Genomic DNA, 21,472 nt, shown 5'->3' with positions numbered 1-21,472 from the left:
GTACCGCCATGGGAATCGTCATCATCCTGCTGATGCTCGCGGGCGTCGGCCTGATGCTCACGCGCAAGCTGCCCACCGCCTTCGCCCTCGTGCTGCTGGCCGTGGCCATCGCTGCGGTCGTGGGCGCCCCGCTCACCGGCGAGAACAGCATCGTCGACACGGTCCTCCAGGAGGGCGCGGTGGCGCAGGCGGCCACCATGCTCGCCGTGCTCATCGGTTCCTGGATGGGCAAGCTGATGGCCGAGACCGGCATCGCGAGCACGCTCGTCCGCAAGATCGTGGAGTTCGGCGGCGACCGGCCCACCGTGGTGGCGCTCGGCGTGCTCGCCGTCTCCGCGCTCATCGGCACCGTCACCGGATCCGCGCCCGCCGCGATGATGGCCGGCATCATCGGCATTCCCGCGATGGTCGCCGTCGGGGTGCCGAAGACCACCGCCGCCGGCACGATCCTCATGGGCATCGCCGCGGGCATGCCGTTCGAGCTCCCGATCTGGCAGTTCTTCTCGACCACTCTGGACCTGCCGGTCGACACGGTGCGCGGCTTCATGCTGAAGCTGTTCCCCTTCGCCGCGGCGTTCGCCGTGCTGTTCGTGCTCGTCGAAACGCGGCGCAAGGGCGTCGAGCACGCCTGGTCGCTGGCCGCTCCCGCGCACGGCCGGCGCCGCGACCGGGCCCGGCAGCTGGGCGACGCGCCGTGGTATGCGCTGCTCGCGCCACTCGTGCCGCTGGTGCTCGCGCTCGGGTTCGAGCTGGCGATCATCCCGTCGATGCTGGCCGGTGTGCTGTACGCCCTGGTGACCACCACCCGGCCGAGGGAGATGAACAAGCGGCTGCTGCGCACCCTGTACGGCGCCTTCGACATCGCCGCCCCGCCCATCGCGCTGTTCGTGGCCATCGGCATCCTGCTGGCCGCGGTGACTCTGCCCGGCGCGGTCGAGGCGCTCAACCCGCTCGTCACGGCGGTCAGCCCGGGCCATCCGGTGGTCTTCGTGGTGGTCTTCGCGCTGCTGACCCCGCTGTGCCTCTACCGCGGCCCGCTGAACGTCTTCGGCCTCGGTGCGGGAATCGCGGGCGTGCTCATCTCCGCGGGCATCTACCCGGCCGTGGCCGTGCTCGGCCTGACCGCCTCGTACAACCAGGTCTTCGGCGTCGCCGATCCGACCAGCACCCAGACCGTCTGGGCGGCGCAGTACTCCGGCGTCAGCCCGCAGCAGGTGATGGTGCGGACGCTGCCGTACGTGTGGTGCGTCGCACTCGGCGGGCTGATCGTCACGGCCGCCACCCAGCTGTAGCAGAAGCCTCCGTCCACAAAGGAGCAGAAGAACGATGACGTTCAACCGCCGCCGTTTCCTGCAGGTCACCACCGCGGGCGCCACGGTGCTCGCCTCCGGCGCGCTCGGCACGAGCGCGCTCGCCGCACCCGGCGGGTTCCCGGACTACCGCTACGTCCGCACCCTGCTGCGCCCTGACCGGCTCGCGTACAACCCCACCGGCGAGATCATCTTCCCGTGCGTGCGCGGCGTGTACGACAGGCTCAGCGCGCCGCTGGGCCGCTACTATCTCTACTACGCCCCGCACGACGCCCCCGGCGGCATCTGCCTGGCCTACGCCGAATCGCTGGAAGGACCGTTCACCGAGTACGCGCACAACCCGATCGTGGGCAGAACCTGGAACCCGCACTACGACGTCAGCCACGTCTCGTCGCCGCACGTGCTGTGGCACGCCGAGCGGCGGGAGCTGTGGCTGTACTTCCACGGCGAGAACACCACGACCCGCCTCGCCCGCTCCAAGGACGGCATCCACTTCACCTACGACAAGACCGTCCTGACCACGGACATGCTCCCGGACGCCAGGGAGGCCTCCTACGCGAGGGTTTTCCGGCACGACCTCCCCGCCCGCGGCGCCCGCTACGTCATGGTGTTCATGCGCAACACCTCCGCGGACCGGCGCGACATCTGCTGGGGCTGGTCGGCCGACGGTCGCGACTGGGAGTTCGACCCGCGGCCGCTCGTCGGCCCCGACGAGGTCGGCGCCGTCAACCTCTCCGGCCCGCACCTGCTCGAGCGCGGTGGCAGCACGTACGTCGTCTACCACACCGACAAGGGCAGCGGCGGCAACATCCTCATCACCGAGGTCGGCGCCGACTTCTCGCGCCGCGAGCACCTCGGCGTCTTCTACGACTCGGGCTCCGCCGCGCCGGAGAACGGCCGGGCGGCGGCGCCGTGCTTCGGCACTGACCGCGGCGTCCCGTACATGATCTACGAGGCAGGCGACCGGCTCGGCGGCGTCATCGCCATGGCGCGCGGCTGACGGCAGGTCGTCACCGTCGCGAGCGTGCCAGCGGCCGTGGTCCGGTACGTGCTCGCCGTGCGGACCGCGGCCGGCCTGCCGCTGGAGAACGCGGCTCCGCGCGGCGCCCACGAGGTCTGAGCCGGTGACCAGCGCACGACCGGCGAGGCACTCGGCGAGGTCACCGTGCACTCGCCGGCCGTCGCGGTCGTGGTGGTCGCGGCGATCGGCCTGGCGCCACCGGGCCGACCTGGCGGTCGCCGCCCGGTGTCATCGTCGCCGGGCAGCTGATCACACAGGCGCTCAAGCGGTTCGTGCTACCCCAGCCCTCGCTGGTTCCGGTGGGCGGGCCTGACGTGGAGAACAGCCTGCCCAGCGGGCACACCACGCTCGCGATGACGGTGTTGTCCGCCGTGGCCTGCATCGCGTCGTGGTGGCTCGCGCGTCGTGGCATGGTGCGCCACCACGACGGGCCCGGCGGATCCCTCGGGTGGTCATCGTCCGCCAGTTCGTTCGCGTCGTTCGGTTCGATCGCGACGGCACCGGTGTTCCTGGCGACCTGGCGCAGGCTGGAGATCGCGTGAGGCCGTGGCTGATCCCGTTCGCCGTCGCCCCGCTGTTCGCCGATCAGCTTCGTCCGCGACCGGCGCAAGCTGCGCAACGGGTTCTACCTGTTCTCCGCGCTGGTCTTCTTCGCGCCGAGGTCGCTGTTCCTGGTGGCCTACGGCGGACTCAGTGCCCGCGGGCGATCCACTCCTCCAGGTGCGGCGCCTCTGCGCCGATGGTGGTGTGGTCGCCGTGGCCGGTGTGCACGCGCGTGTCCTCGGGCAGCGCGAACAGCCGTTCCCGGATCGACGCGATGATGGTCGGGAAGTCGGAGAACGAGCGGCCGGTCGCGCCGGGCCCTCCGGAGAACAGGGTGTCACCGGAGAACAGGGCCTTGGCCTCGGGCAGGTGCAGGCAGATCGACCCGGGCGAATGCCCCGGCGTGTGGATCACCTCCAACTCCGTTCCCGCCACCGCGATCCGCTCGCCGTCGCCCGTCCGCCAGAACGTCTCGCCGGGGTGGGTCATCTCCCACAGTTCCGCATCGCCAGGGTGCAGCAGCACCGGCGCGTAGAGCTCCTTGCCCAGCTGCGGGGCGAAGGTGACGTGGTCGTTGTGCCCGTGTGTGCAGACCACGGCCACCACGTTGCGCCCGGCCACGGCCTCGGTGATCGCCGTGTCGTCGTGGGCGGCGTCCACGATCACGACCTCGTGGTCGTCGCCGACGAGCCAGACGTTGTTGTCCACCTCCCAGCTCCCGCCGTCGAGCTCGAAGACTCCGGAGGTCACGACCCGTTCGATCCGCAGGTTCACAGGATCACCACCGAACGAAGCACCTCGCCGGCGTGCATCGTGTGGAAGGCCTTCTCGACGTCGTCGAGCGCGATCCGCTCGGTCACGAACTTCTCCAGCGGCAGCCTGCCCTGCAGATACAGGTCCACCAGCATCGGGAAGTCCCGCTCCGGCAGGCAGTCGCCGTACCAGGAGGACTTCAGCGAGCCGCCGCGGGAGAAGAAGTCGAGCAGCGGCATCTCCAGGCGCATGTCCGGCGTTGGCACGCCGACGAGCACGACCGTGCCCGCGAGATCGCGGGCGTAGAACGCCTGCTTCCACGTCTCCGGGCGGCCGACCGCGTCGATCACGACGTCGGCGCCGAACCCGCCGGTCAGGCCCTGGATCGCCTCGACCGCGTCGGTCTCGGTGGCGTCGACGGTGTGCGTGGCGCCCAACTCGACCGCCCAGTCGAGCTTCCTCGCGTCGCGATCGACGGCGATGATCGTGGACGCGCCCGCCAGCCGGGCGCCGACGATCGCCGCGTCGCCCACGCCACCGCAGCCGATCACCGCGACGGAGTCGCCCCGGCCCACCGCGCCGGTGTTGACCGCCGCGCCCAGCCCGGCCATGACGCCACAGCCGAGCAGCCCGGCGACCGCGGGATCGGCGGCCGGGTCGACCTTGGTGCACTGCCCCGCGTGGACGAGCGTCTTGTCCGCGAACGCGCCGATGCCCAGTGCGGGGGTGAGCTCGGTGCCATCCGTGAGCGTCATCTTCTGGCTCGCGTTGAACGTGTCGAAGCAGTACTGGGACCGCCCCCGCTTGCAGGCGCGGCACTGCCCGCACACGGCCCGCCAGTTGAGGACCACGAAGTCTCCGGGCCGGACCGAGTCCACGCCCTCGCCGACGCTCTCGACGGTGCCCGCGGCCTCGTGCCCGAGCAGGAAGGGGAACTCGTCGTTGATCCCGCCCTCCCGGTAGGTCAGGTCGGTGTGGCAAACGCCGCACGCGGCGATCGCGACCACGACCTCGCCGGGACCGGGAGCGGGCACCACGATGTCCGTCAACTCCACCGGAGCCTGCTTCGACCGGGCGATCACACCGCGTACCTGTTGTGGCATCTCGACTGCTTCCTTCACCACTCGACGAAAGGCATGCGCATCAGCGCATATCCAGCGCGACACTAGTCCGGCAGCCTGCGCCCACGACCTGATCGTCAGGCCAGGAAAACCTGGACTTCCGGACAGGTGGCCCTACAGCTACGCTGACCGGGATGCCCGAGAAGCCGACACCGCCCGCGCAGAACTGCCTCCCCGCGTTGCGGGACGTGATCGACGGCCCGCTGCACGAGATCGCGGGCCGGTTCTCCCGGTTCCTTTCCGACCGGTGGCCGCACACCGCGCTGGTCATCTTCACCAGGGAATGCACCGGCCGCCCACGCAAGGTCGCCGGGGACACCGAGACGATCAACAAGGTGACGATCGGCGAGCTCGAACGACTCAAGGCCAGCGTCGAGCCCGGGCACGCACTCGGCACGACGGCAACCATCGCCGGCGCGACCCGGACCGTGTGGGCCGTCCAGGACCCGATCGGCACCCTGCTCGTCCTCATCCCCCGCTCCGCCAGGAAGCACCTCCCCGAGCACACGGTCCTCGCCGACCTCTTCGGTATCGTCGCCACCTCGATCCGGCAGCAGGTCGCCCAGGCCAGCCCCGACTACCTCGCCGAGTCACGGGCCGCCTCCAGCGAGCGCGCCCGCACCATCGCGGAAATGGCCGCGGCACAGGAAACCGCGCTCGTCACCATCCTCACGACCCTGCGCTCCACCCGGCTGGACGACCACCGCGCCCGGGTCGCCGCGACCGAGTCGGCCTCCTCGGCACTCGTGGCACTGCGCTCGGCGCAGAAGACCGATCTGGCCCTGTCCGAAGAATCCGCCTCGGCGGCGTTCACCAAGCTACGCAAGAAGATCCGGCAGACCCTGCGACACCACGACGCGCAGCTCGACTTCGTGCCCCCTGCCACGGCCGCGCGACCGCTGCCGGGCGACATCGCCCACGCCGCCAGGGTCATGACGCTGACGGCCGTGCTGGCCTTCACCGCCCAAAAAGGACTGCGGCGCCTGCGGGTCGCCTGGCAGTCCGACGACACCTCGCTCCGGATCGACGTGCGCGACCACGAGTCCGGAAGCCTCGACGTGAACGACCTGCGCCACCAGCTCGACGGCCGGGCCAGGACGCTCGGCGCCACGGTCGAGCTGGAAGCGGTGCCCGGCTGGGGCAGCCGGATGACCATCCACCTGCCGTTCGAACCGGCCCACGACCACGCGGGCGAAACCCGGCTGGAGAGCCTCAACCGGCGGGAGCTGGAGGTGCTGCGCTCCCTCACCCAGGGCAAACGCAACAAGGCCATCGCGGCCGAACTCGGTGTCACCGAGAGCACGGTCAAGTTCCACGTCGCCGGGGTCCTCAAAAAGCTGGAGGTCTCCTCGCGCGGCGAGGCGGCAGCGATGGCGATCAAAGCCGGGTTCGCGCCACACACCCTCTGACCTCAGCCGGGCGCGGGCTACTCGGCCTGTCCCCCACCGCGGGCCGGCGCCACTCGGCAGGTCCATCGGCACAGCGCGCCCGTGAACGGCACCCACCACCGGCACCCGCCAGCAGCGGGGTGTCGTCCTCTCTTGGCCGGGAACCTCTCCCGGCCCACACGGCTTCCCCGATGAGCCTGGCATGCACAGCCTCGGACACGCTCGTGGTGAGCGCGCAACGCCCGCCCCGGCGGGCACTTGCTCCACGCCGTGCGGACGGCTGGTGCGAGGTCTGCGATGGCCCCGGCGCTCACCTCGTCGCCCGTGGACTGATCGAGAATTGCCACCTGTGCGATCTGCGTACATTCTGCCCGCATGCCTTCAAACGACGCTCCCCACGGACCGGCGCACGTCAAGAGGAGGCGCCGGCCGCGTCTCGGCTCGGCCGCCCGCGGCCGACACCTGCGGAGTCAGCCAGCGATAATCGCGGGCGTGGACACGACTGAGGGGCTGACCGCGCCGGCGAACGGGCGGACCGGGGAGACGAGGAAGCGGCGGTCCAACGCCGAGCGGAGCGCGACCACGCGGTCGGCCGTGCTGGACGCGACGATCACGGCGATCGTCCGGTACGGCTACCGCGGAGCCACGTCCGAGCGGATCGCGGAGCTGTCGGGACTGACCAGGGGAGCGCAGAAGCATCACTGGTCCAACAAGGCCGAGATGGTCGCCGAGGCCCTGCTCCACCTGCACGACAAGTTGATGGCCGTGACCATCTCCGAACTCGAGCAGGCGGCGGACCAAGGCGTTGGCCCCGCGCTCGAGGCGCTCTGGCGGTCCTTCAAGTCCGACCTGTTCACGGCCGCCGACGAACTGCACATCGCGGCACGCAGCGACGAGGAGCTGCGCACGCTGCTGATCGACGTCGAGCGGGAGATCGGCCGCCGGATCCGCGACATCACGATGTCCATGCTCGACGACGGACGGCAGTCGCGGCAGCGGCTCGCCGACATCGGGGCCCACGCCATCAACGTCATGCGCGGCATGGCCTTCCAGTCCGCCCTGTTGCCCAGCCCCGAACGGGAACGCCGCCAGCTCGCGGTGCTCGAGGAGTCGGTGCGGGACCTGCTGCGCGCCGGCTCCGACTGAACCTCGCTCGTCACCCACTCGGGCACCGCCCGCTCAATTGACATCCAGCCTGGGATGTTTGTATGTTTGCCCGCATCGGTCGACGGCGACCGCTGGCGGGCAAGGTGATGGATGTCGGCGGGCAGCCCTCGTCACCGGAACCCGGCCGTTGCCGGACCGGGTTTCCATTCACTGCACAACGACGTACAGGAAGCGAGGCGGTCGCCATGACGACAACGAGGCCGGTCCAGCTGCTCGCGAGCGGTGGTCACTACTTCGAGGGTGCCCGCTGGCACGACGGCCGGTGGTGGGTGTCGGACATCTACGCCCAGAAGGTCTGCACCTACGACACCGCCGGGAACCGCACCGAGGTGATGCACGTCCCGAACAACCCGTCCGGGCTCGGCTGGCTACCCGACGGTTCACTGCTGGTGGTGTCGATGCACGACCGTAAGATCCTGCGCCGCTCACCTGACGGTGAGGTGAGCGTGCACTCCGACCTCTCCCAGCTGTGCGCCCACGACCTCAACGACATGGTCGTGACCGCGAGCGGGCACGCCTACGTCGGCACCATCGGCTTCGCCATCGCCGAGGGCGACGAGCTGCGTCCCGGCGCGGTCTACCGGGTGGACCCCGACGGGACACCGAGCGTGGCCGCGGACGACCTGATCTGTCCGAACGGGATGGTGATCACCAACGACGGGCGTACGCTGATCGTCGCGGAGTCGTTCTCCTCCCGGCTGACCGCCTTCACGATCGGCGACGACGGCACTCTCTCCGGCCAGCGGGTCTGGGCGCAGATCGGCGAGGACCCCGGCCTTGTCCCGTTGCCGGAGGCGATGGCCAAGGCCGAGCTGTGGCCGGACGGGTGTGCCATCGACGCGGAAGACCATGTGTGGGTGGCGGACGCGGGACACAAGCGCATCGTGCGCATCGACCCTGCCGGCGCCATCGTCGACGAGATCCGCGACGGCGACGAGCTGGGCATCTACGCCTGCGCCCTCGGCGGCGAGGACGGGCGCACGCTGCTCCTGTGTTCCGTGCCCGACTTCTTCGCCGCGGCGACGGGCGTCGACACCGACAAGGCCGTGCTCAAGACCACGACGGTCGACGTTCCGCACGGCGGCAGGCCGTAGCAGATATGTCCACAATGGATCCAGCGAGCCTTCTGCGCAAGAGCGCCCGTCTCTTCGGCGGGAACCTCGCCGTCGTCTGCGAGGGACGGCGGCAGACCTATGGTGAGCTGTTCGACAGTGCGAAGCGTCTCGCGAACGCGCTGCGGAACGCGGGTGTCCGGCCGGGCGACCGCGTCGCGATGCTGGGCGACAACGCGTTCGAAAGCCTCGAGCAGATCGCGGGACTGGCCGTGGGCGGCTACGTCCGATGCGCGCTGTACGCGCACGACTCACCGGAGCGGCACCACTACCTGCTCGACCTCGTCGGCGCGCGGGCGCTGATCGTGCAGGACAGGTACTACGACGCGGTGGCGCCGCTACTGGCCGAACTCCCCGGGTTGGACACGGTCCTGGTGCTCGGGAAGAGCCCGGCGGGAGTGCGCTCCTACGCCGACGCGCTGGCGGCCGCGTCCCCGGACGACCCCGAGGTACCGCTGGCCGAGGACGACCCGCACATCATCCGGTTCTCGGCCGGCACCACGGGTAAGCCGAAGGGCATCCTGCACACGGTGGGCGGCTGGATGGACATGGGCAACGAGATCGCGCTCGTCGTCCCGAGGTTCACCGAGCGGGACCGGTACCTGGTCCCGGCTCCCCTCGGCCACGCCGCGGGCATGTTCGTCTGGCCGCTGCTCGCCGCGGGCGCGGCGTGCGTGGTGATGCCCGCCTACGACACCGCGCGCTTCCTGGAGCTGATCGAGACCGAACAGGCGACCCTCGCGCTGGTCGTGCCGACGATCATGCGGATGGTCATCGACCACCCCGACGCGCGGACGCGCGATCTCCGCAGCCTGCGCGCCGTGCTCTACGGGACGGCTCCGGCTCCCGCGGCGACGCTGACGGAGGCGATCGCCTTGTGGGGCAACATCATGTATCAGGTCTACGGGCAGAGCGAAGGGCTACCGATGACCGTGCTGGCCCCCGAGCACCACGTCCTGGACGGCACCGAGCAGCAGCGCCGCTGGCTGCGCTCGGCCGGACGGCCGACACCGAACTCCGACGTCGTCATCCTTGACGACGACGGCAACCGGCTGCCGCCGGGCGAGATCGGCGAGATCGCCGGCCTCACGCCCGGCCGCATGCGCGAGCTGTGGGGCAGCCCGGAAGCCACCGCGGAGCGGATCACGCCTGACGGGTACCTGCGCACCAGGGACATGGGCTACCTGTCCGAGGACGGGTTCCTGTACCTGAGTGACCGCAAGGAGGACACCATCATCTCCGGCGGTTTCAACATCTGGCCCACTGAGCTGGAGGACGCGCTCACCGGGCATCCCGCCGTGTCCGAGGCGGCCGTGGTCGGCGTCCCGCACGACAAGTGGGGCGAGACCCCGCACGCCGTGGTCGTCCTGCGCGACGGCGCGCAGGCGTCCGAGGAAGAGCTCGTCGCGTGGACACGGGAGAAGCTCGGCTCGGTGAAGAAGGTGACGGCGGTGCACTTCGCGCAGTCCCTGCCGCGGTCGCCGATCGGCAAGATCCTGCGCCGGGTGCTGCGCGAGCAGCTCGCATCCGAAACCGGCACGAACACTGAAGGGTAGCGATGTTCCCCCGACTCAGAGACAAGGTCGCGATCGTGACCGGTGCCGCCCACGGCATCGGCCAGGCGGCCGCCCGCCGGTTCGTCGCCGAGGGAGCGAAGGTGGTGCTGGCCGACGTCTCGGAGCGGGGGCTTCGCTCACTCAGCGACGAGCTCGGCGACGCCGTGCTCGACGTCCGGTGCGACGTGGCGAACGAGGCCGACGTCTCCGCGGCGGTCCTTCGCGCCGTCGGCGAGTTCGGCGGCCTCGACATCCTGTTCAACAACGCGGCCATCGGGTCGCGCGGGCACATCGTCGACCTCGAACTGTCCGACTGGGACCGCGTGTTCGCGGTCAACGTCGGCGGCGTGCTGCACGGCATCCGTGCCGCGGTGCCCGCGATGCGTGAGCGCGGAGGCGGCGCGATCCTCAACACCTCGTCGCTCGTGGGCCGGCGAGGGGGCCCGGGGATCGCCGCCTACGCAGCGTCGAAGGCCGCCGTCGAGGCCGTGACCAGGTCCGCGGCGCTGGAGCTGCGGTCCGACGGCATCCGCGTCAACGCGATCGTGCCCGCGATGATCAGGACCAGGGCCGCCGACGCGAGCGCCCCGTTTCTCGGCGAGGCACTCGGCACCGACGTCGCGGGCTACATCGAGCAGCGTCAGGGCCGGTGGGGCGAGCCGGCGGAGGTCGCAGCCGTCGCCGCGCACCTCGTCAGCGACGAGGCGTCGTTCGTCACCGGGCAGGCCTACGTGCTCGACAACGGCGCGACCGCGCACGCCTGAGCCGGACCCGCTCGCCGCGTCACGGCGCGGCGAGCACCTCGTCCTCGACGCCCGGAGCGGGCTCGGCCGGGGCGGTGCCGGACTTGCGCAACGCGGACATGCCGACCACCGCGAAGACCACGACCACGGCCGCGCCGATGACCGCTACGGTGTGCAAACCGCTGGTGAAGGCTTCCCGCGCCGAGGCCAGCAACGTCCCGGCGACCTGGTGGTCGAGCCCGGCGGCCGTGTTGACCGCGCCGGCCAGGCTTTCGGCGGCGTCGGTGGCCGCACCGGCCGGGAGCTGGTCGGGAACGGTCACGTCGTGCCGGTAGACGGCCGTGCCCACGCTCCCGAACACCGCGATCCCCATGGCGATGCCGAACTCGGCGCTGGTCTCCGACATCGCCGAGGCGGCCCCGGCCTTGCGCGGCGGCACCGAGCCGACCACCATCTCGGTGCACAGCACCCCCTGCGGGCCCATCCCGAAGCCGGCCACCGACAGGCCCAGCACCACCAGCACGACGCCGTTGCCCGCGCTCGCCTGCGTGAACAGCAGGATCCCGACGGCCGCCACGAGCATGCCGAAGCCGAGCACGAACTCCGGACGAAACCGCCTGGCCAGCCGCGGTGCGACGAGCGAGCCGATCACCACGGCGATCGCCTGCGGCACCAGCGCGACACCGGCCTGCGCCGCCGACAAGCCTTCGACCAGCTGAAGATACTGGCTGACCAGCAGGAAGACGCCACCCATCGTGACCGCGCCGACGAGCATGATGCACAGCGCCGCCGCGAAGGTCCGGTTGCGGAAGAGACCCAGGTCCAGCATCGGGTCGGCCAACCGCCGCTGACGCCGGGCGAACACGGTGCCGATACCGAGACCGGCCCCGAGCACGAGCAGGTTCCGCGCGTCCGGCCCGCTCTTCGCGATCTCCTTCAGCGCGAACACGACGGGCAGGATCGCGCCGAGCGAGAGCGCCACGCTCACCAGGTCCAGCCTGCCGGCGTGCTCGTCGCGGTACTCCGGCAACAACTTGGGCGCGGTGACCAGCAGCAACACCATGACCGGCACGGCAAGGAGGAAGACCGCGCCCCACCACGCCACCTCCAGCAGCAGACCGCCGACGAGCGGCCCGGCCACCATGCCACCCATGAAGCAGCTCATCCACACGGCGATCGCGGTGCCGCGCTGCTTCGGGTCCGGGAACATGTTGCTGATCAGCGCCAACGTGGAAGGCATCAGGGTCGCTCCGGCAATCCCCAGCAGGGCCCTCGCTCCGATGAGCATCGCCGGGCTGGTCGCGAACGCCGCCGCCACCGAAGCCATGCCGAACGCGGCGCCCCCGATCATGAGCAGCTTCCGCCGCCCGATCCGGTCGCCCAGCGTGCCCATGGTGACCAGGAACCCGGCGATCAGGAACCCGTAGATGTCGATGATCCAGAGCAGCTCGCTGCTGCTGGGCCGCAGGTCAGCGGCGAGATGCGGCACCGCGAGGTGCAGCACGCTCATGTCCAGCGACAACAGCAGGGTCGGCAGGGCCAGCACGGCCAGCCCCGTCCACTCGCGGCGCCCCGCCAGCGCATTCGTCTCCACCCTCATCACCCGGCTCCGTGGTCTCGGTCTTCACGTCTCACCCGTTCGTCGAACGGGGCCACGCGATTTCGACATCCACCGGAGAACTGTTCTGAGGGTCGCGGACGCCCTGACCTGCCAACGGCGTCCCGGTTGCGCGAGTGCCCGACAGCGACGGCCGCCGCTCAGGCGTGGTGCAGCGACCGGTAGGCCTCCTCGGGGAACGCGGTCGCCGTGTCGCCGAGACAGAGCGCCCGGTAGGTCGCGATCGCCGCCTCCTCGAGGTTCATGGCCCGCCGGAACGCCATGCCGACGTCCTCCCCCAGCGCCGAGCAGCCGTGGTTGCCCATGATCACACAGTTGTGGACCTTGGCCTCCTCGGCCGCCGTGTCGGCCAGCTCGTCCGAGCCGTTGGGGTAGTAATCGGTGCGCCCCACCGACTTCACGTACACGGCATGGTCCAAAGTGAACAGCCGAACCGGGTGGCCGAGTGCGTCGACCAGCACCGCGTGCTGCGGGTGGATGTGGATCACGGAGTTCACGTCGTCGCGAACCCGGTAGGTGCGCTGGTGCAGTTTCCACTCGCTCGACGGAGCGGGGTTGCCGCCGACCACCTCACCGTCGAGGTTCATCGTGCTGAAGTCCGCCGGCTCGAGCCGGTCGAGCCAGGTGCCCGACGCGGTCACCACGAACTCGGCCGCACCGGGCAGCCGGGCCGACAGGTTGCCTCCACTGGCGAGCACGAGACCACGCTCGACGGCCATGCGGCCGACCTCGATCAGCTGCTCGACGAGCTCACCGACGGTGGTTGCCTTCTTCATTACCCACTCTTTCTGTTGTCGGACGCCGCCTTGGTGAGCGCCTTCGCGGTGTCGACGTCCGTGACCACCATGTTCATCAGCCCGGTCCGCAGCGCGGTCTCCAGCGCGTGCACCTTGTGCGGGCCGAAGGACACCGCGACGCGATGCGGGATCGCGGTGAGTTCATCCAGCGAGAGCCCGACCACGCGCTCGTCCACTTCCCCGCCGACGCTGTGTCCGGCGGCGTCGAAGAAGCGAGCGGAGATGTCGCCGACCGCGCCGTTCGCGACCAGCTGCCGCTGCTCGGACCTGCCGAGCACGTCGATGAGGATGCCGGATCTCGGGTCCATGCCGCCGACCCCGGCGATCAGCAGGTCGGCGCCCGCCGCCAGCTGCATGGTCTCCCGCACACCGGGGTCGGCGCGGAACGCCGCGGCGGCCTCGGGCGTCGAGGCCAGGATCGGCGCGGGCAGGTGGTAGGTCCGCGCCCCGAACGCCGTGCCCAGCCTGAGCGCCAGCTCATGCGGGTTCATGCCCCTGGAAATGCCGCCCCAGCTGCCGGCCAACGGCACGAAACCGAGGTCGGGCGCCGGCTCGGCGTGTACGTGCGGCACGATCGCGGCGACGCTGGACGACAGCCCCACCGCGACGGTGCCGGACGTGGGCACGAGCGCACGCAGGCACTGCGCTCCGGTCATGCCCACCGAGTCGGCCGTGCGCCGCTCGTCGGCGAAACTCGGCGCGATCCAGACCTGCTGCAGCCCGAACCTGCCGACCAGCGCGGCCTCCAGCTCGTCGAACGGACTGGCCGAGCTGTGGATCCTGATCTCGACGATGCCGGAGCGGCGCGCGTCGGCGAGCAACCGGGTCACCTTCACCCGGGAGAGCCCGAGCAGCTCGCCGATCTCCTGGTGGGTCATGCCGTGCTGGTAGTGCAGGCGCGCGACGCGGCCGTGCAGCTCTCGCGACTCCATGAGTTGAACATCCGTTCTGGTAACCGAGCGTAGGTTCACACTCATCTTGCCTCGTCCCCGGGGGACCCGTCGACCGGCCCGGCGCGGACGTCCTTCACCAGCATGTGAAACCCCCGTCCACGAGCAGGTCGACCCCGGTGCAGTAGCGCGCGGCGTCCGAGCACAGGAACACCGCCGGGCCCGTGAGGTCGTCCACCGTGGCCATGCGGCCAAGTGGGATGTCGCGCGTCCACGCCTCGCGCAGCTCCGCCACCTCGGGTCGCGCGGTCAGTGGCGTGAGCGTGTATCCCGGCGAGATCGCGTTGACCCGGACTCCCCTGTCCGCCCACTCGACGGCCAGCGACTTCGTCAGGTGGGCGACGCCGGCCTTCGAGGCGTTGTAGTTGGGCTGGAGCAGACCCCGGTTGGCGATGGTCGCCGACATCGACGCCGTGTTGAGGATGGCGCCGCCGCCCCGCGGCAGCATGACCCTGGCCTCGGCCTGTGCGCACAGGAACACGCCGGTCAGGTTGACGTCCACGACCCGGCGCCAGTGCTCCGGATCGAGCCGCTCGGAGGGCACGTCGCCGATCGCGATCCCGGCGTTGTTGCACGCGACGGACAGCCCACCGAGCTCGGCGACCGTCCGCTGGACGGCGTCCTCAACAGCATCGGAATCGGTGACGTCGGCGGCGATCGCGATCGCCCGGCGGCCGTGCCGGGCCACCGCCTCGGCGGTGCGTTCGGCGAGTGTCCCGTCCCTGTCGACGCAGGCGACGTCGGCTCCCGCCTCGGCGAAGGCAAGGGCGATCGCCTCGCCGATCCCCTGGCCCGCGCCGGTGACGAACGCCTTCCTGCCGGTCAGTGCGAAGTCGGGCATTCTCAGCCCCTCCTTTCCTTGTCTCGCCGTGGGGTGGCCGCCATGAACCGGGTGAGCGCGGCGCGGTCGGTGAGGCCCGCGTCGGAGCCGAGCCCGGTCGCGACGAGGCTGCCGCACGCGAGTCCGAGTTCCAGCGCGCTCTCCTCCGAGGCGCCCTCGACGAGCCCGGTGATGAACCCGGCCGCGAACGCGTCACCACAGCCCGTCGTGTCGACGACGTCGACGTCATAGGCGGGCCTGCGCAGCTCCCCGCGGCCGCGCGCGGTCAGGCAGGCGCCGTCGCCGCCCATGGTGATGACGACGCAGCCAGCTCCAGCGTCGAGGAAGAACCTCGCCGCCTCGGCGCCGTCATCGGTGCCCGCCAGCGAGAGCGCGTCCTCGTAGCTGGGGAACACGTAGTCCACATGGGGCAGTGCGGGCAGCAGGGCATCGAGGTCGGTGGCGTCGCCGGTGGGGATCAGATCCAGGGTGGTGATCAGGCCGTTGTTCCTGGCCCGCTCCAGCACGCGTGCGGCCGGCTCACCGTCCAGCCCGGGCAGCAGGCACGTGCCGCCGAGGTGGAGCACCTTGGTCTCCGCCATGTCGGACCACGGCACGTGGTCCGCCTCGAGAACCGCGTTCGCACCCACCACGTGCAGTGCGGGACGGCTGCCGTCCGGCCGGATCGGCAGCATCGTCGCCGAGGTCGGAACGCCGGAATGTTCGGTGAGCCACGCGCACCCGACACCCTCGTCCAGCATCTTCTGCCGCAGGAACCTGCCGAGCGAGTCCTCTCCGAGCGCGCCCACGCTCTCCACGCGCACCCCGAGCCGGGCGAGGCCGACGGATGTCGCGGCGGCGGTCCCGGCGACGGTGATCGCGATCTCGTCGATCCGGCGCATGCCCTGTCCGGGCGGGATCTCGGTGACCGGCCTGCCGAGCACGTCGACGATGTGCAGGCCGATGCTGACGACGTCGTTGGCGCTCACGGCGCGGCCACCTCGCTGCGCCCTGCCTTCCCCTCCGTGGTGCCATCGTGGTCGCCGGGCTCCCGCAGCCGGAAGGTGAGCACGATGCCGACGGCGTAGAGCGCGGCGAGCAGCCACATCATCCCGCCGACGCCGAACGGGCCGAGGAAGGCGCGGGCCAGCAGCGGGCCGGTCGCGTTGCTCAGCCCGGCGCCGAGGTTCAGGATCGCCACCGCCGCGGCCTTCTGCCGCGGCGCCAGCAGCGGCACGATGGCGCTCAGCGGCACGTAGGCCGCCATGGCCAGGCCGAGCAGGATCGCCACGGCGATGGTCGCGGGGAAGTTCGGGCCGAACCACTCGGGCACGTAGTACATCCCGAGCACGGTGATCACGCAGCCGAGACCGCCGAACCACGCGACGACGTTGATCCGCCCGATCTTGTCGCCGAGGTAGCCCGCGAGGACGTTGCCGATGATGTTGGCGAAGAGCATCGTGCCCCAGATCGTCTGCCACTGCGGCAACGAGAACCCCACGTTGTTGACCATGTGCGAGGCGAGGAACACCGGGAAGGCGTAGAAGCACAAGGTATTGATGATGCGCACGACACCGCCGATGCCGACCTTGGGGTGTTCCCGCACGACCGTCAGGCCGCGTACGACCTGACGCAGGTTCGTCCACGCACCGGCCTTGGCCTCGTGGCGGCGCGCACGCACGAGGAAGAGCACGATGACCCCGCCCGCGACGACGAAGGCGAGCGACACCCACATGGTCGCCAGTTCGCCGATGACCGGAATGACCGCGCCGGCGAAGTAGGAGCTGAGCACGCCGAGGCCGGCGGTGGAGGCGAACCAGTACCACCCGACCGCCCTGCCGATCACGGCCTTGGGCGTGTCCATGGTGACCCAGACGAGGAACCCGTAGGCGAAGAACGGGTATCCGAGGCCGCGGATCCCGTAGGACACCAGCATGACCTCGTAGTTGCCCGCCGTGACGCCGAACGCCAGGAAGACCACTTCGAAGACGGCCCACACCACGAACCCGATCAGCATCACGCGCCGGGGGCCCCACGCCTCCGCCAGCGCGCCGGCCAGCCAGGCCGCGACCGCCACGACAACGCCGTAGACGCTGATGAGCGTGGCCACGCCCGCGGCGCCGAACCCGCGGGATTCCAGGTACGGCCCCAGGAAGCCGAGCTCGATCCCGTCGCCGACCATGAAGAGCAGCAGCGCGAGATAGCCCCACGCCAGCGAGCGGACGATTCCCTGTCTCGCGAGCCAGCCCGCGAAGCCGGTGCGTGGTTCCTCAGTCGCGTCTGCCATGGCGAACTCTCCCTTGAGCCCAGTCTCGCTTGAACAATTGTTCATCACCTTGCACGTCCGGTCGGAGAGTGACGCGCCGGACCGCCGGTTGTCAAGCCCGCGCGGAGCCTGGTTGACCGAGCGGGGACAGAGCCGTACGTTGTGAACCGTAGAACAAAGCTATGAACTATTGTTCAATGGAGAGCAGATGAGCCAGCTCCGGCACGCCGTGCTCGGAATCGACGCGGGCACCACGGCCGTCAAGGCGACCGTGCTCACCACCGAGGGCAGGGAACTCGCCACCACCCGGACGTCAGTGCACGTGGAACGGCCCGGCCCCGGCTGGGCAGAGCAGTCCATGCACGACGTCTGGCACGCCGTGACCGACACCGTGCGCCGGGCACTCGATGCCGCGGGCGAGGTCGAGGTCGTCGCCGTGGGCGTCACCGGGCAGGGCGACGGCGCGTGGCTGCTCGACGAGAACCACGAACCGGCCGGGCCCGCGGTCCTCTGGCTGGACGGCAGGGCCGCCGACCGGGTGCGCGAGTGGGAACGCGACGGCCGGGCGGCCGCGATCCGGCGCATCACCGGTTCGACGCTGTTCCCCGGTGCGCTTCCGGTGCTGCTGGAGGAGCTGGAGGCCACGCGACCGGAACTGCTCGCCAATGCGCGCCACCAGGCCAACTGCAAGGACTGGATCCGCCTGCGCATGACGGGTGTGCTGGCCACCGACGCCTCCGAGGCATCCCGGACCTATGTGGACACCTCGACCGGCGCCTATTCGGCAGAGCTGATCGACGCGCTGGGGCACCGGAGGTTCGCGACGCTGCTGCCACCGATCGTCCCGGCCGGCGCGCACCGGCCGCTCACGGACGCCGCCGCGGCCGCGCTGGGTCTGCCAGCCGGGATCCCCGTGGTCACCGGCCTCGTCGACACCGCGGCGGGCGGCGTGGGACTCGGCGTCAGCACACCGGGCCAGGCCTACGCCATCATCGGCACCACCGCGTTCCTCGGCACCGTGCACGCCACGGCCGCCGACGTGCGCACCGACGTCGGAATCACCCTGTCCACCGGGCAGGACGGCGAGGTGCTCGAATGCCTGTGCCCCATGTCCGGAACGCCGAACCTCGACTGGGTACGGGACCTGCTCGGCAGGCGTTCGCGGAGCTGGGACGCGATCGAGGCCGAGGCGCGCACCGTGCCGCCGGGCGCGGGCGGCGTGCTGTACCTGCCGTACGGGGCGCAGGCGGGCGAACGCGCCCCCTTCACCGACCCGCACGCCTCGGCGGGCTGGCTCGGTCTTTCCACGGAGACGACGCCCGCCCAGCTGCTACGGGCCGTGTACGAGGGGCTGGCGCTGAGCCTGCGCGAATGCCAGGAAGCGCTGGGCGTCGGCGGGACCCTGCGCCTGTGCGGCGGCGCGGCCACCAGCGGCCTGCTGTGCCAGATCCTCGCCGACTTCACCGGCTGCACCGTCGAGCGTGCCTCCGCCGGGGAGCTCGGCGCACGCGGCGTCGCCGCGCACGCGCTCGCCGCGGTGTCGGGAATCGACGTGCCCACGGCCGCCGCGCGCCTGCTCGGCGAGCTCGACGTGTTCCGGCCCGACCCCGGCGTGCGCGAGGTCTGTGACGCCCAGTTCGCGACGTTCGTGGCCGTCCGCGACGCCCTCCGCCCACGCTGGCCCGATCTCCGCGCCCTCCGCACGGCGGGTGGCGGACTTTCCCTGTCCGACAACCACAAGGAGCTCGCCTGATGACCAGACCGCGCGTACTCGTGACCGCCGCCTTCGACCAGGACGTCGCCGAGGAGCTGCGGGCCGAGTTCGACGTCACCGTGGCCCCGCCCTCTGACACCGGGCGCTCGCTCGCCGACGCCGGGCTCGACGACGAGCTGGCCGCGGCCGAGGCCGTCGTGTGCGAGCTGGACCTGCTTGACGAGCGCTCACTGGCGATCGCGCGCAACCTGCGGCTCGCGGTGTCCTGCCGCGCGGCACCGGTCAACATCGACCTGGACGCGTGCGGGCGGCGCGGTGTTCCGGTGGCCACCACACCCGGCCGCAACGCCGACGTCACCGCCGACCTCACCTTCTCGCTGCTGCTGTCCGCGCTGCGCAACACCTCCCGCGCCGAGGCGTGGCTGCGCGCGGGCTCCTGGCACGGTGACGACGTGTTCGAGCCCTACCGGATCTTCCGAGGGCTCAGCCTCAACGGCCGAACCCTCGGCATCCTCGGCGGCGGGGCCGTGGGCAGGCGGGTGCTCGCCAGGGCTCGCGCCTTCGGCATGAACGTGCTCGTCTACGACCCGTACCTGCCCGCGGACACGTTCGGGCACGAGGCCCGCCTCGTGCCGCTGGAGGAACTGCTCGCCGCCTCCGACGTCGTGAGCGTCCATGTGCCGCTGATGGAGTCCACGATCGGGCTGCTCGGGGCCGAGCAGCTGGCCGCGATGCGCCAGGGCGCGTATCTGATCAACGCGGGCAGGGCCGCGGTCGTCGAGGAGCGGCCGCTGATCGACGCACTGCGCAGCGGGCACCTCGCCGGAGCCGGTCTCGACGTGTTCTGGACCGAGCCGATCCCCGAGGACCATCCCTTGCTGTCACTGCCCAACGTGACCCTCACCCCGCACATCGGCGGCGCCTCCGACGACGTGATCGCCGAGCACTCGCGGCTCGCCGCCGCGGCCCTGCGGGCGTGGCGTGCCGGTGCGGAGATCCCCGCCGTGGCCAACGCGGCCGCCCTGCGCGCCAACGCCTGACCGACCCCGGAACGGAGCCCGACGTGACCACGACCGAACTCACCCTGCCCGCCGGGGTCAGCGAAGCCACCCGGCGGTTCCTGGCAGGCCCGCCACGACTGCTCATCGACGGCGAGCTGGTTCCCGCTCGCGACGGCGGCACCATCGACGTGCTCGACCCGGCCACCGGCAGGCGGATCGCCACCGCGGCGGCCGGCGGCCCCGCGGACGTGGACAGGGCGGTGCGCGCGGCCCGCGCGGCGTTCGACCCCGCAGCGCCGTGGCGCCGGATGAGCGCGCCGGACCGAGGGCGCGTGATCGCGCGCTTCGCCCAGCTGCTCGCCGAGCACGCCGAGGAGATCGTGGAGCTGGAGGTCCTCGACGGCGGCAAGGTCGCCGCCGCGGCCCGCACCGTCGACGTGCCGCTCGCGGTGCGGCACCTGGAGTACTTCGCCGGCTGGGCGGGCAAGATCGAGGGCGACACCATCCAGCCGGCCGTCCCCGACGTCATGGTCCGCACCGAGCGGGAGCCGGTGGGTGTCGTCGCCCAGATCGTGCCCTGGAACTACCCGCTGCTCATGGCGATGTGGAAGGTCGCGCCCGCGCTCGCCGCCGGGTGCACGATCATCCTGAAGCCCGCCGAGGACACCCCGCTGACCGCGCTGCGCTTCGGCCTGCTCGCGCTCGAGGCCGGGATCCCTCCCGGCGTGCTCAACATCGTCACCGGCTACGGGACCGAGGCCGGCGAGGCACTCGTCGACCACCCCGGGGTGGACAAGATCGCGTTCACCGGTTCGACCAGGGTCGGCACCCGGATCGCGGCCAGGGCCGCCGCGCAGGTCAAGCGCGTCACCCTGGAGCTCGGTGGCAAGAGTCCCAACATCGTCTTCGCCGACAGCCCCGTCGAGGAGGCCGCCAGGGGCGCCGCGAACGCGATCTTCTTCAACGCGGGCCAGGCGTGCTCGGCGGGCTCCCGGCTCTACGTCGAGCGCAGCCGCTTCGACGACGTGGTGGGCAGGGTCGCCGAGCTGGCGTCGGAGCTGGTGGTGGGGCACGGCCTCGCGGAGTCGACCACGCTCGGCCCGCTCATCAGCGGCACACAGCACAACCGGGTCCGTGGCTACGTCGACCAGGCCCTCGACATGGGAGCGACGGCACTCACCGGGGGCAGCGACCGGCCAGAGGGCACCGATCCCGGCGGCTACTTCGTCTCCCCCACCGTGCTCACCGGTGTCGACGACTCGTTCCCCGCCGTCCGCGAGGAGATCTTCGGCCCGGTGGTCGTCGCGCAGCCGTTCGACGACCTGGACGAGATCGCCCGGCGCGCCAACGACTCGCCGTACGGCCTCGCGGCCGGTATCTGGACCCGGGACATCACCCGCGCCAACCGGCTCGCGCAGCTGCTCCAGGCGGGCACCGTCTACATCAACATGTACGGCGCGACCGACGCGGCCGTGCCCTTCGGCGGGTACAAGACCTCGGGCTACGGCCGCGACATGGGCCACGCCAATTTGGAGTCCTATCTGGAGACCAAGTCCGTCTGGACCGCGCTGCCCCGGTGACGGCGAGGCAGG

19 protein-coding genes are annotated in these 21,472 nt (G+C 71.1%); 11 read left to right on the top strand and 8 right to left on the bottom strand.

Annotated features, from left to right (window positions below):
- Positions 1–8: 8 nt before the first annotated feature.
- The 3 genes from DI005_RS23170 (at position 9) to DI005_RS38705 (ending at position 2,873) form a co-directional block, all read left to right on the top strand.
- Positions 9–1,292 (top strand): TRAP transporter large permease subunit, encoded by a 1,284-nt coding sequence (locus DI005_RS23170; RefSeq protein ID WP_113643511.1) that lies wholly within the window; start codon positions 9–11, stop codon positions 1,290–1,292.
- 34 nt (positions 1,293–1,326) lie between these two features.
- Entirely contained in the window at positions 1,327–2,310 is a 984-nt protein-coding gene (locus DI005_RS39165) for a hypothetical protein (RefSeq protein ID WP_113643510.1), read from the top strand.
- A 320-nt stretch (positions 2,311–2,630) separates the two neighbouring features.
- Positions 2,631–2,873, top strand: coding sequence for a hypothetical protein (locus DI005_RS38705; protein WP_199543145.1), 243 nt, complete (start codon positions 2,631–2,633; stop codon positions 2,871–2,873).
- Between the two features lie 148 nt (positions 2,874–3,021).
- Here the strand turns inward: DI005_RS38705 and DI005_RS23150 are convergent, their stop codons facing one another.
- Together DI005_RS23150 and DI005_RS23145 are read right to left on the bottom strand one after the other, a co-directional pair.
- Positions 3,022–3,648, bottom strand: a complete 627-nt coding sequence (locus DI005_RS23150; protein WP_112273353.1) for an MBL fold metallo-hydrolase — start codon at positions 3,646–3,648, stop codon at positions 3,022–3,024.
- Entirely contained in the window at positions 3,645–4,730 is a 1,086-nt protein-coding gene (locus DI005_RS23145; protein ID WP_113643509.1) for an S-(hydroxymethyl)mycothiol dehydrogenase, read from the bottom strand. The genes DI005_RS23150 and DI005_RS23145 overlap by 4 nt, the downstream gene beginning before the upstream one ends.
- A gap of 152 nt (positions 4,731–4,882) precedes the next feature.
- On the opposite strand from DI005_RS23145, the gene DI005_RS23140 reads away from it, so the two are divergent.
- The 5 genes from DI005_RS23140 to DI005_RS23120 all read left to right on the top strand — a co-directional run bounded on the left by DI005_RS23140 (position 4,883) and on the right by DI005_RS23120 (position 10,735).
- On the top strand, positions 4,883–6,157 hold the full coding sequence (locus tag DI005_RS23140; protein ID WP_113643508.1) for a LuxR C-terminal-related transcriptional regulator: 1,275 nt from the start codon (positions 4,883–4,885) through the stop codon (positions 6,155–6,157).
- 471 nt (positions 6,158–6,628) lie between these two features.
- Positions 6,629–7,282 (top strand): TetR/AcrR family transcriptional regulator, encoded by a 654-nt coding sequence (locus DI005_RS23135; RefSeq protein WP_158303050.1) that lies wholly within the window; start codon positions 6,629–6,631, stop codon positions 7,280–7,282.
- 206 nt (positions 7,283–7,488) lie between these two features.
- Complete coding sequence (locus DI005_RS23130; protein ID WP_113643506.1) at positions 7,489–8,397, top strand: SMP-30/gluconolactonase/LRE family protein; 909 nt, start codon at positions 7,489–7,491, stop codon at positions 8,395–8,397.
- Positions 8,398–8,411: 14 nt separating this feature from the next.
- Positions 8,412–9,971, top strand: a complete 1,560-nt coding sequence (locus DI005_RS23125) for an AMP-binding protein (RefSeq protein WP_158559884.1) — start codon at positions 8,412–8,414, stop codon at positions 9,969–9,971.
- Positions 9,972–9,973: 2 nt separating this feature from the next.
- Positions 9,974–10,735 carry an SDR family NAD(P)-dependent oxidoreductase gene (locus DI005_RS23120; protein WP_113643504.1) on the top strand — a complete coding sequence of 254 codons (762 nt, stop codon included), beginning with the start codon at positions 9,974–9,976 and terminating at the stop codon, positions 10,733–10,735.
- A gap of 19 nt (positions 10,736–10,754) precedes the next feature.
- On the opposite strand, the gene DI005_RS23115 is transcribed toward DI005_RS23120, so the two are convergent.
- The 6 genes from DI005_RS23115 to DI005_RS23090 form a co-directional block, all read right to left on the bottom strand.
- A complete protein-coding gene (locus DI005_RS23115) occupies positions 10,755–12,314 on the bottom strand; it encodes an MFS transporter (protein WP_113643503.1) in 1,560 nt (519 codons plus the stop codon).
- A gap of 158 nt (positions 12,315–12,472) precedes the next feature.
- Positions 12,473–13,108, bottom strand: coding sequence for a class II aldolase/adducin family protein (locus DI005_RS23110; protein ID WP_112273368.1), 636 nt, complete (start codon positions 13,106–13,108; stop codon positions 12,473–12,475).
- Positions 13,108–14,061 (bottom strand): sugar-binding transcriptional regulator, encoded by a 954-nt coding sequence (locus tag DI005_RS23105; RefSeq protein WP_158303047.1) that lies wholly within the window; start codon positions 14,059–14,061, stop codon positions 13,108–13,110. Before DI005_RS23105 ends, DI005_RS23110 begins: the two co-directional genes overlap by 1 nt.
- Positions 14,062–14,155: 94 nt before the next feature.
- Complete coding sequence (locus DI005_RS23100) at positions 14,156–14,920, bottom strand: glucose 1-dehydrogenase (protein ID WP_113643502.1); 765 nt, start codon at positions 14,918–14,920, stop codon at positions 14,156–14,158.
- A 2-nt stretch (positions 14,921–14,922) separates the two neighbouring features.
- Positions 14,923–15,888, bottom strand: coding sequence for a carbohydrate kinase family protein (locus tag DI005_RS23095; protein WP_113643501.1), 966 nt, complete (start codon positions 15,886–15,888; stop codon positions 14,923–14,925).
- A complete protein-coding gene (locus DI005_RS23090; protein ID WP_112273375.1) occupies positions 15,885–17,186 on the bottom strand; it encodes an MFS transporter in 1,302 nt (433 codons plus the stop codon). Before DI005_RS23090 ends, DI005_RS23095 begins: the two co-directional genes overlap by 4 nt.
- Before the next feature lie 187 nt (positions 17,187–17,373).
- Here DI005_RS23090 and DI005_RS23085 point away from each other — a divergent pair, with 187 nt between their 5' ends.
- The 3 genes from DI005_RS23085 to DI005_RS23075 are packed head-to-tail and all read left to right on the top strand — an operon-like array spanning position 17,374 to position 21,460.
- The gene (locus DI005_RS23085) at positions 17,374–18,918 is read left to right on the top strand and encodes an FGGY family carbohydrate kinase (RefSeq protein WP_112273376.1); all 1,545 of its coding nucleotides are present in this window, start codon (positions 17,374–17,376) and stop codon (positions 18,916–18,918) included.
- Entirely contained in the window at positions 18,918–19,919 is a 1,002-nt protein-coding gene (locus DI005_RS23080) for an NAD(P)-dependent oxidoreductase (RefSeq protein WP_113643500.1), read from the top strand. The genes DI005_RS23085 and DI005_RS23080 overlap by 1 nt, the downstream gene beginning before the upstream one ends.
- A gap of 23 nt (positions 19,920–19,942) precedes the next feature.
- Positions 19,943–21,460, top strand: a complete 1,518-nt coding sequence (locus DI005_RS23075; RefSeq protein ID WP_199543143.1) for an aldehyde dehydrogenase — start codon at positions 19,943–19,945, stop codon at positions 21,458–21,460.
- Positions 21,461–21,472 lie beyond the last annotated feature (12 nt).

It is taken from the genome of Prauserella sp. PE36, assembly GCF_003311655.1.
Taxonomy (GTDB): Bacteria; Actinomycetota; Actinomycetes; order Mycobacteriales; family Pseudonocardiaceae; genus Prauserella_A; species Prauserella_A endophytica.
This window is presented reverse-complemented; position numbering and strand designations above follow the sequence as displayed.

What these genes read in the sequence shown, in the direction of transcription:
- DI005_RS23170 (WP_113643511.1), top strand. Translation starts at nt 9, where the DNA reads ATGGGAATCGTCATCATCCTGCTGATGCTCGCGGGCGTCGGCCTGATG.
- DI005_RS39165 (WP_113643510.1), top strand. Translation starts at nt 1,327, where the DNA reads ATGACGTTCAACCGCCGCCGTTTCCTGCAGGTCACCACCGCGGGCGCC.
- DI005_RS23145 (WP_113643509.1), bottom strand. Translation starts at nt 4,730, where the DNA reads ATGCCACAACAGGTACGCGGTGTGATCGCCCGGTCGAAGCAGGCTCCG.
- DI005_RS23140 (WP_113643508.1), top strand. Translation starts at nt 4,883, where the DNA reads ATGCCCGAGAAGCCGACACCGCCCGCGCAGAACTGCCTCCCCGCGTTG.
- DI005_RS23130 (WP_113643506.1), top strand. Translation starts at nt 7,489, where the DNA reads ATGACGACAACGAGGCCGGTCCAGCTGCTCGCGAGCGGTGGTCACTAC.
- DI005_RS23125 (WP_158559884.1), top strand. Translation starts at nt 8,412, where the DNA reads ATGGATCCAGCGAGCCTTCTGCGCAAGAGCGCCCGTCTCTTCGGCGGG.
- DI005_RS23120 (WP_113643504.1), top strand. Translation starts at nt 9,974, where the DNA reads ATGTTCCCCCGACTCAGAGACAAGGTCGCGATCGTGACCGGTGCCGCC.
- DI005_RS23115 (WP_113643503.1), bottom strand. Translation starts at nt 12,314, where the DNA reads ATGAGGGTGGAGACGAATGCGCTGGCGGGGCGCCGCGAGTGGACGGGG.
- DI005_RS23110 (WP_112273368.1), bottom strand. Translation starts at nt 13,108, where the DNA reads ATGAAGAAGGCAACCACCGTCGGTGAGCTCGTCGAGCAGCTGATCGAG.
- DI005_RS23105 (WP_158303047.1), bottom strand. Translation starts at nt 14,061, where the DNA reads ATGGAGTCGCGAGAGCTGCACGGCCGCGTCGCGCGCCTGCACTACCAG.
- DI005_RS23100 (WP_113643502.1), bottom strand. Translation starts at nt 14,920, where the DNA reads ATGCCCGACTTCGCACTGACCGGCAGGAAGGCGTTCGTCACCGGCGCG.
- DI005_RS23090 (WP_112273375.1), bottom strand. Translation starts at nt 17,186, where the DNA reads ATGGCAGACGCGACTGAGGAACCACGCACCGGCTTCGCGGGCTGGCTC.
- DI005_RS23085 (WP_112273376.1), top strand. Translation starts at nt 17,374, where the DNA reads ATGAGCCAGCTCCGGCACGCCGTGCTCGGAATCGACGCGGGCACCACG.
- DI005_RS23080 (WP_113643500.1), top strand. Translation starts at nt 18,918, where the DNA reads ATGACCAGACCGCGCGTACTCGTGACCGCCGCCTTCGACCAGGACGTC.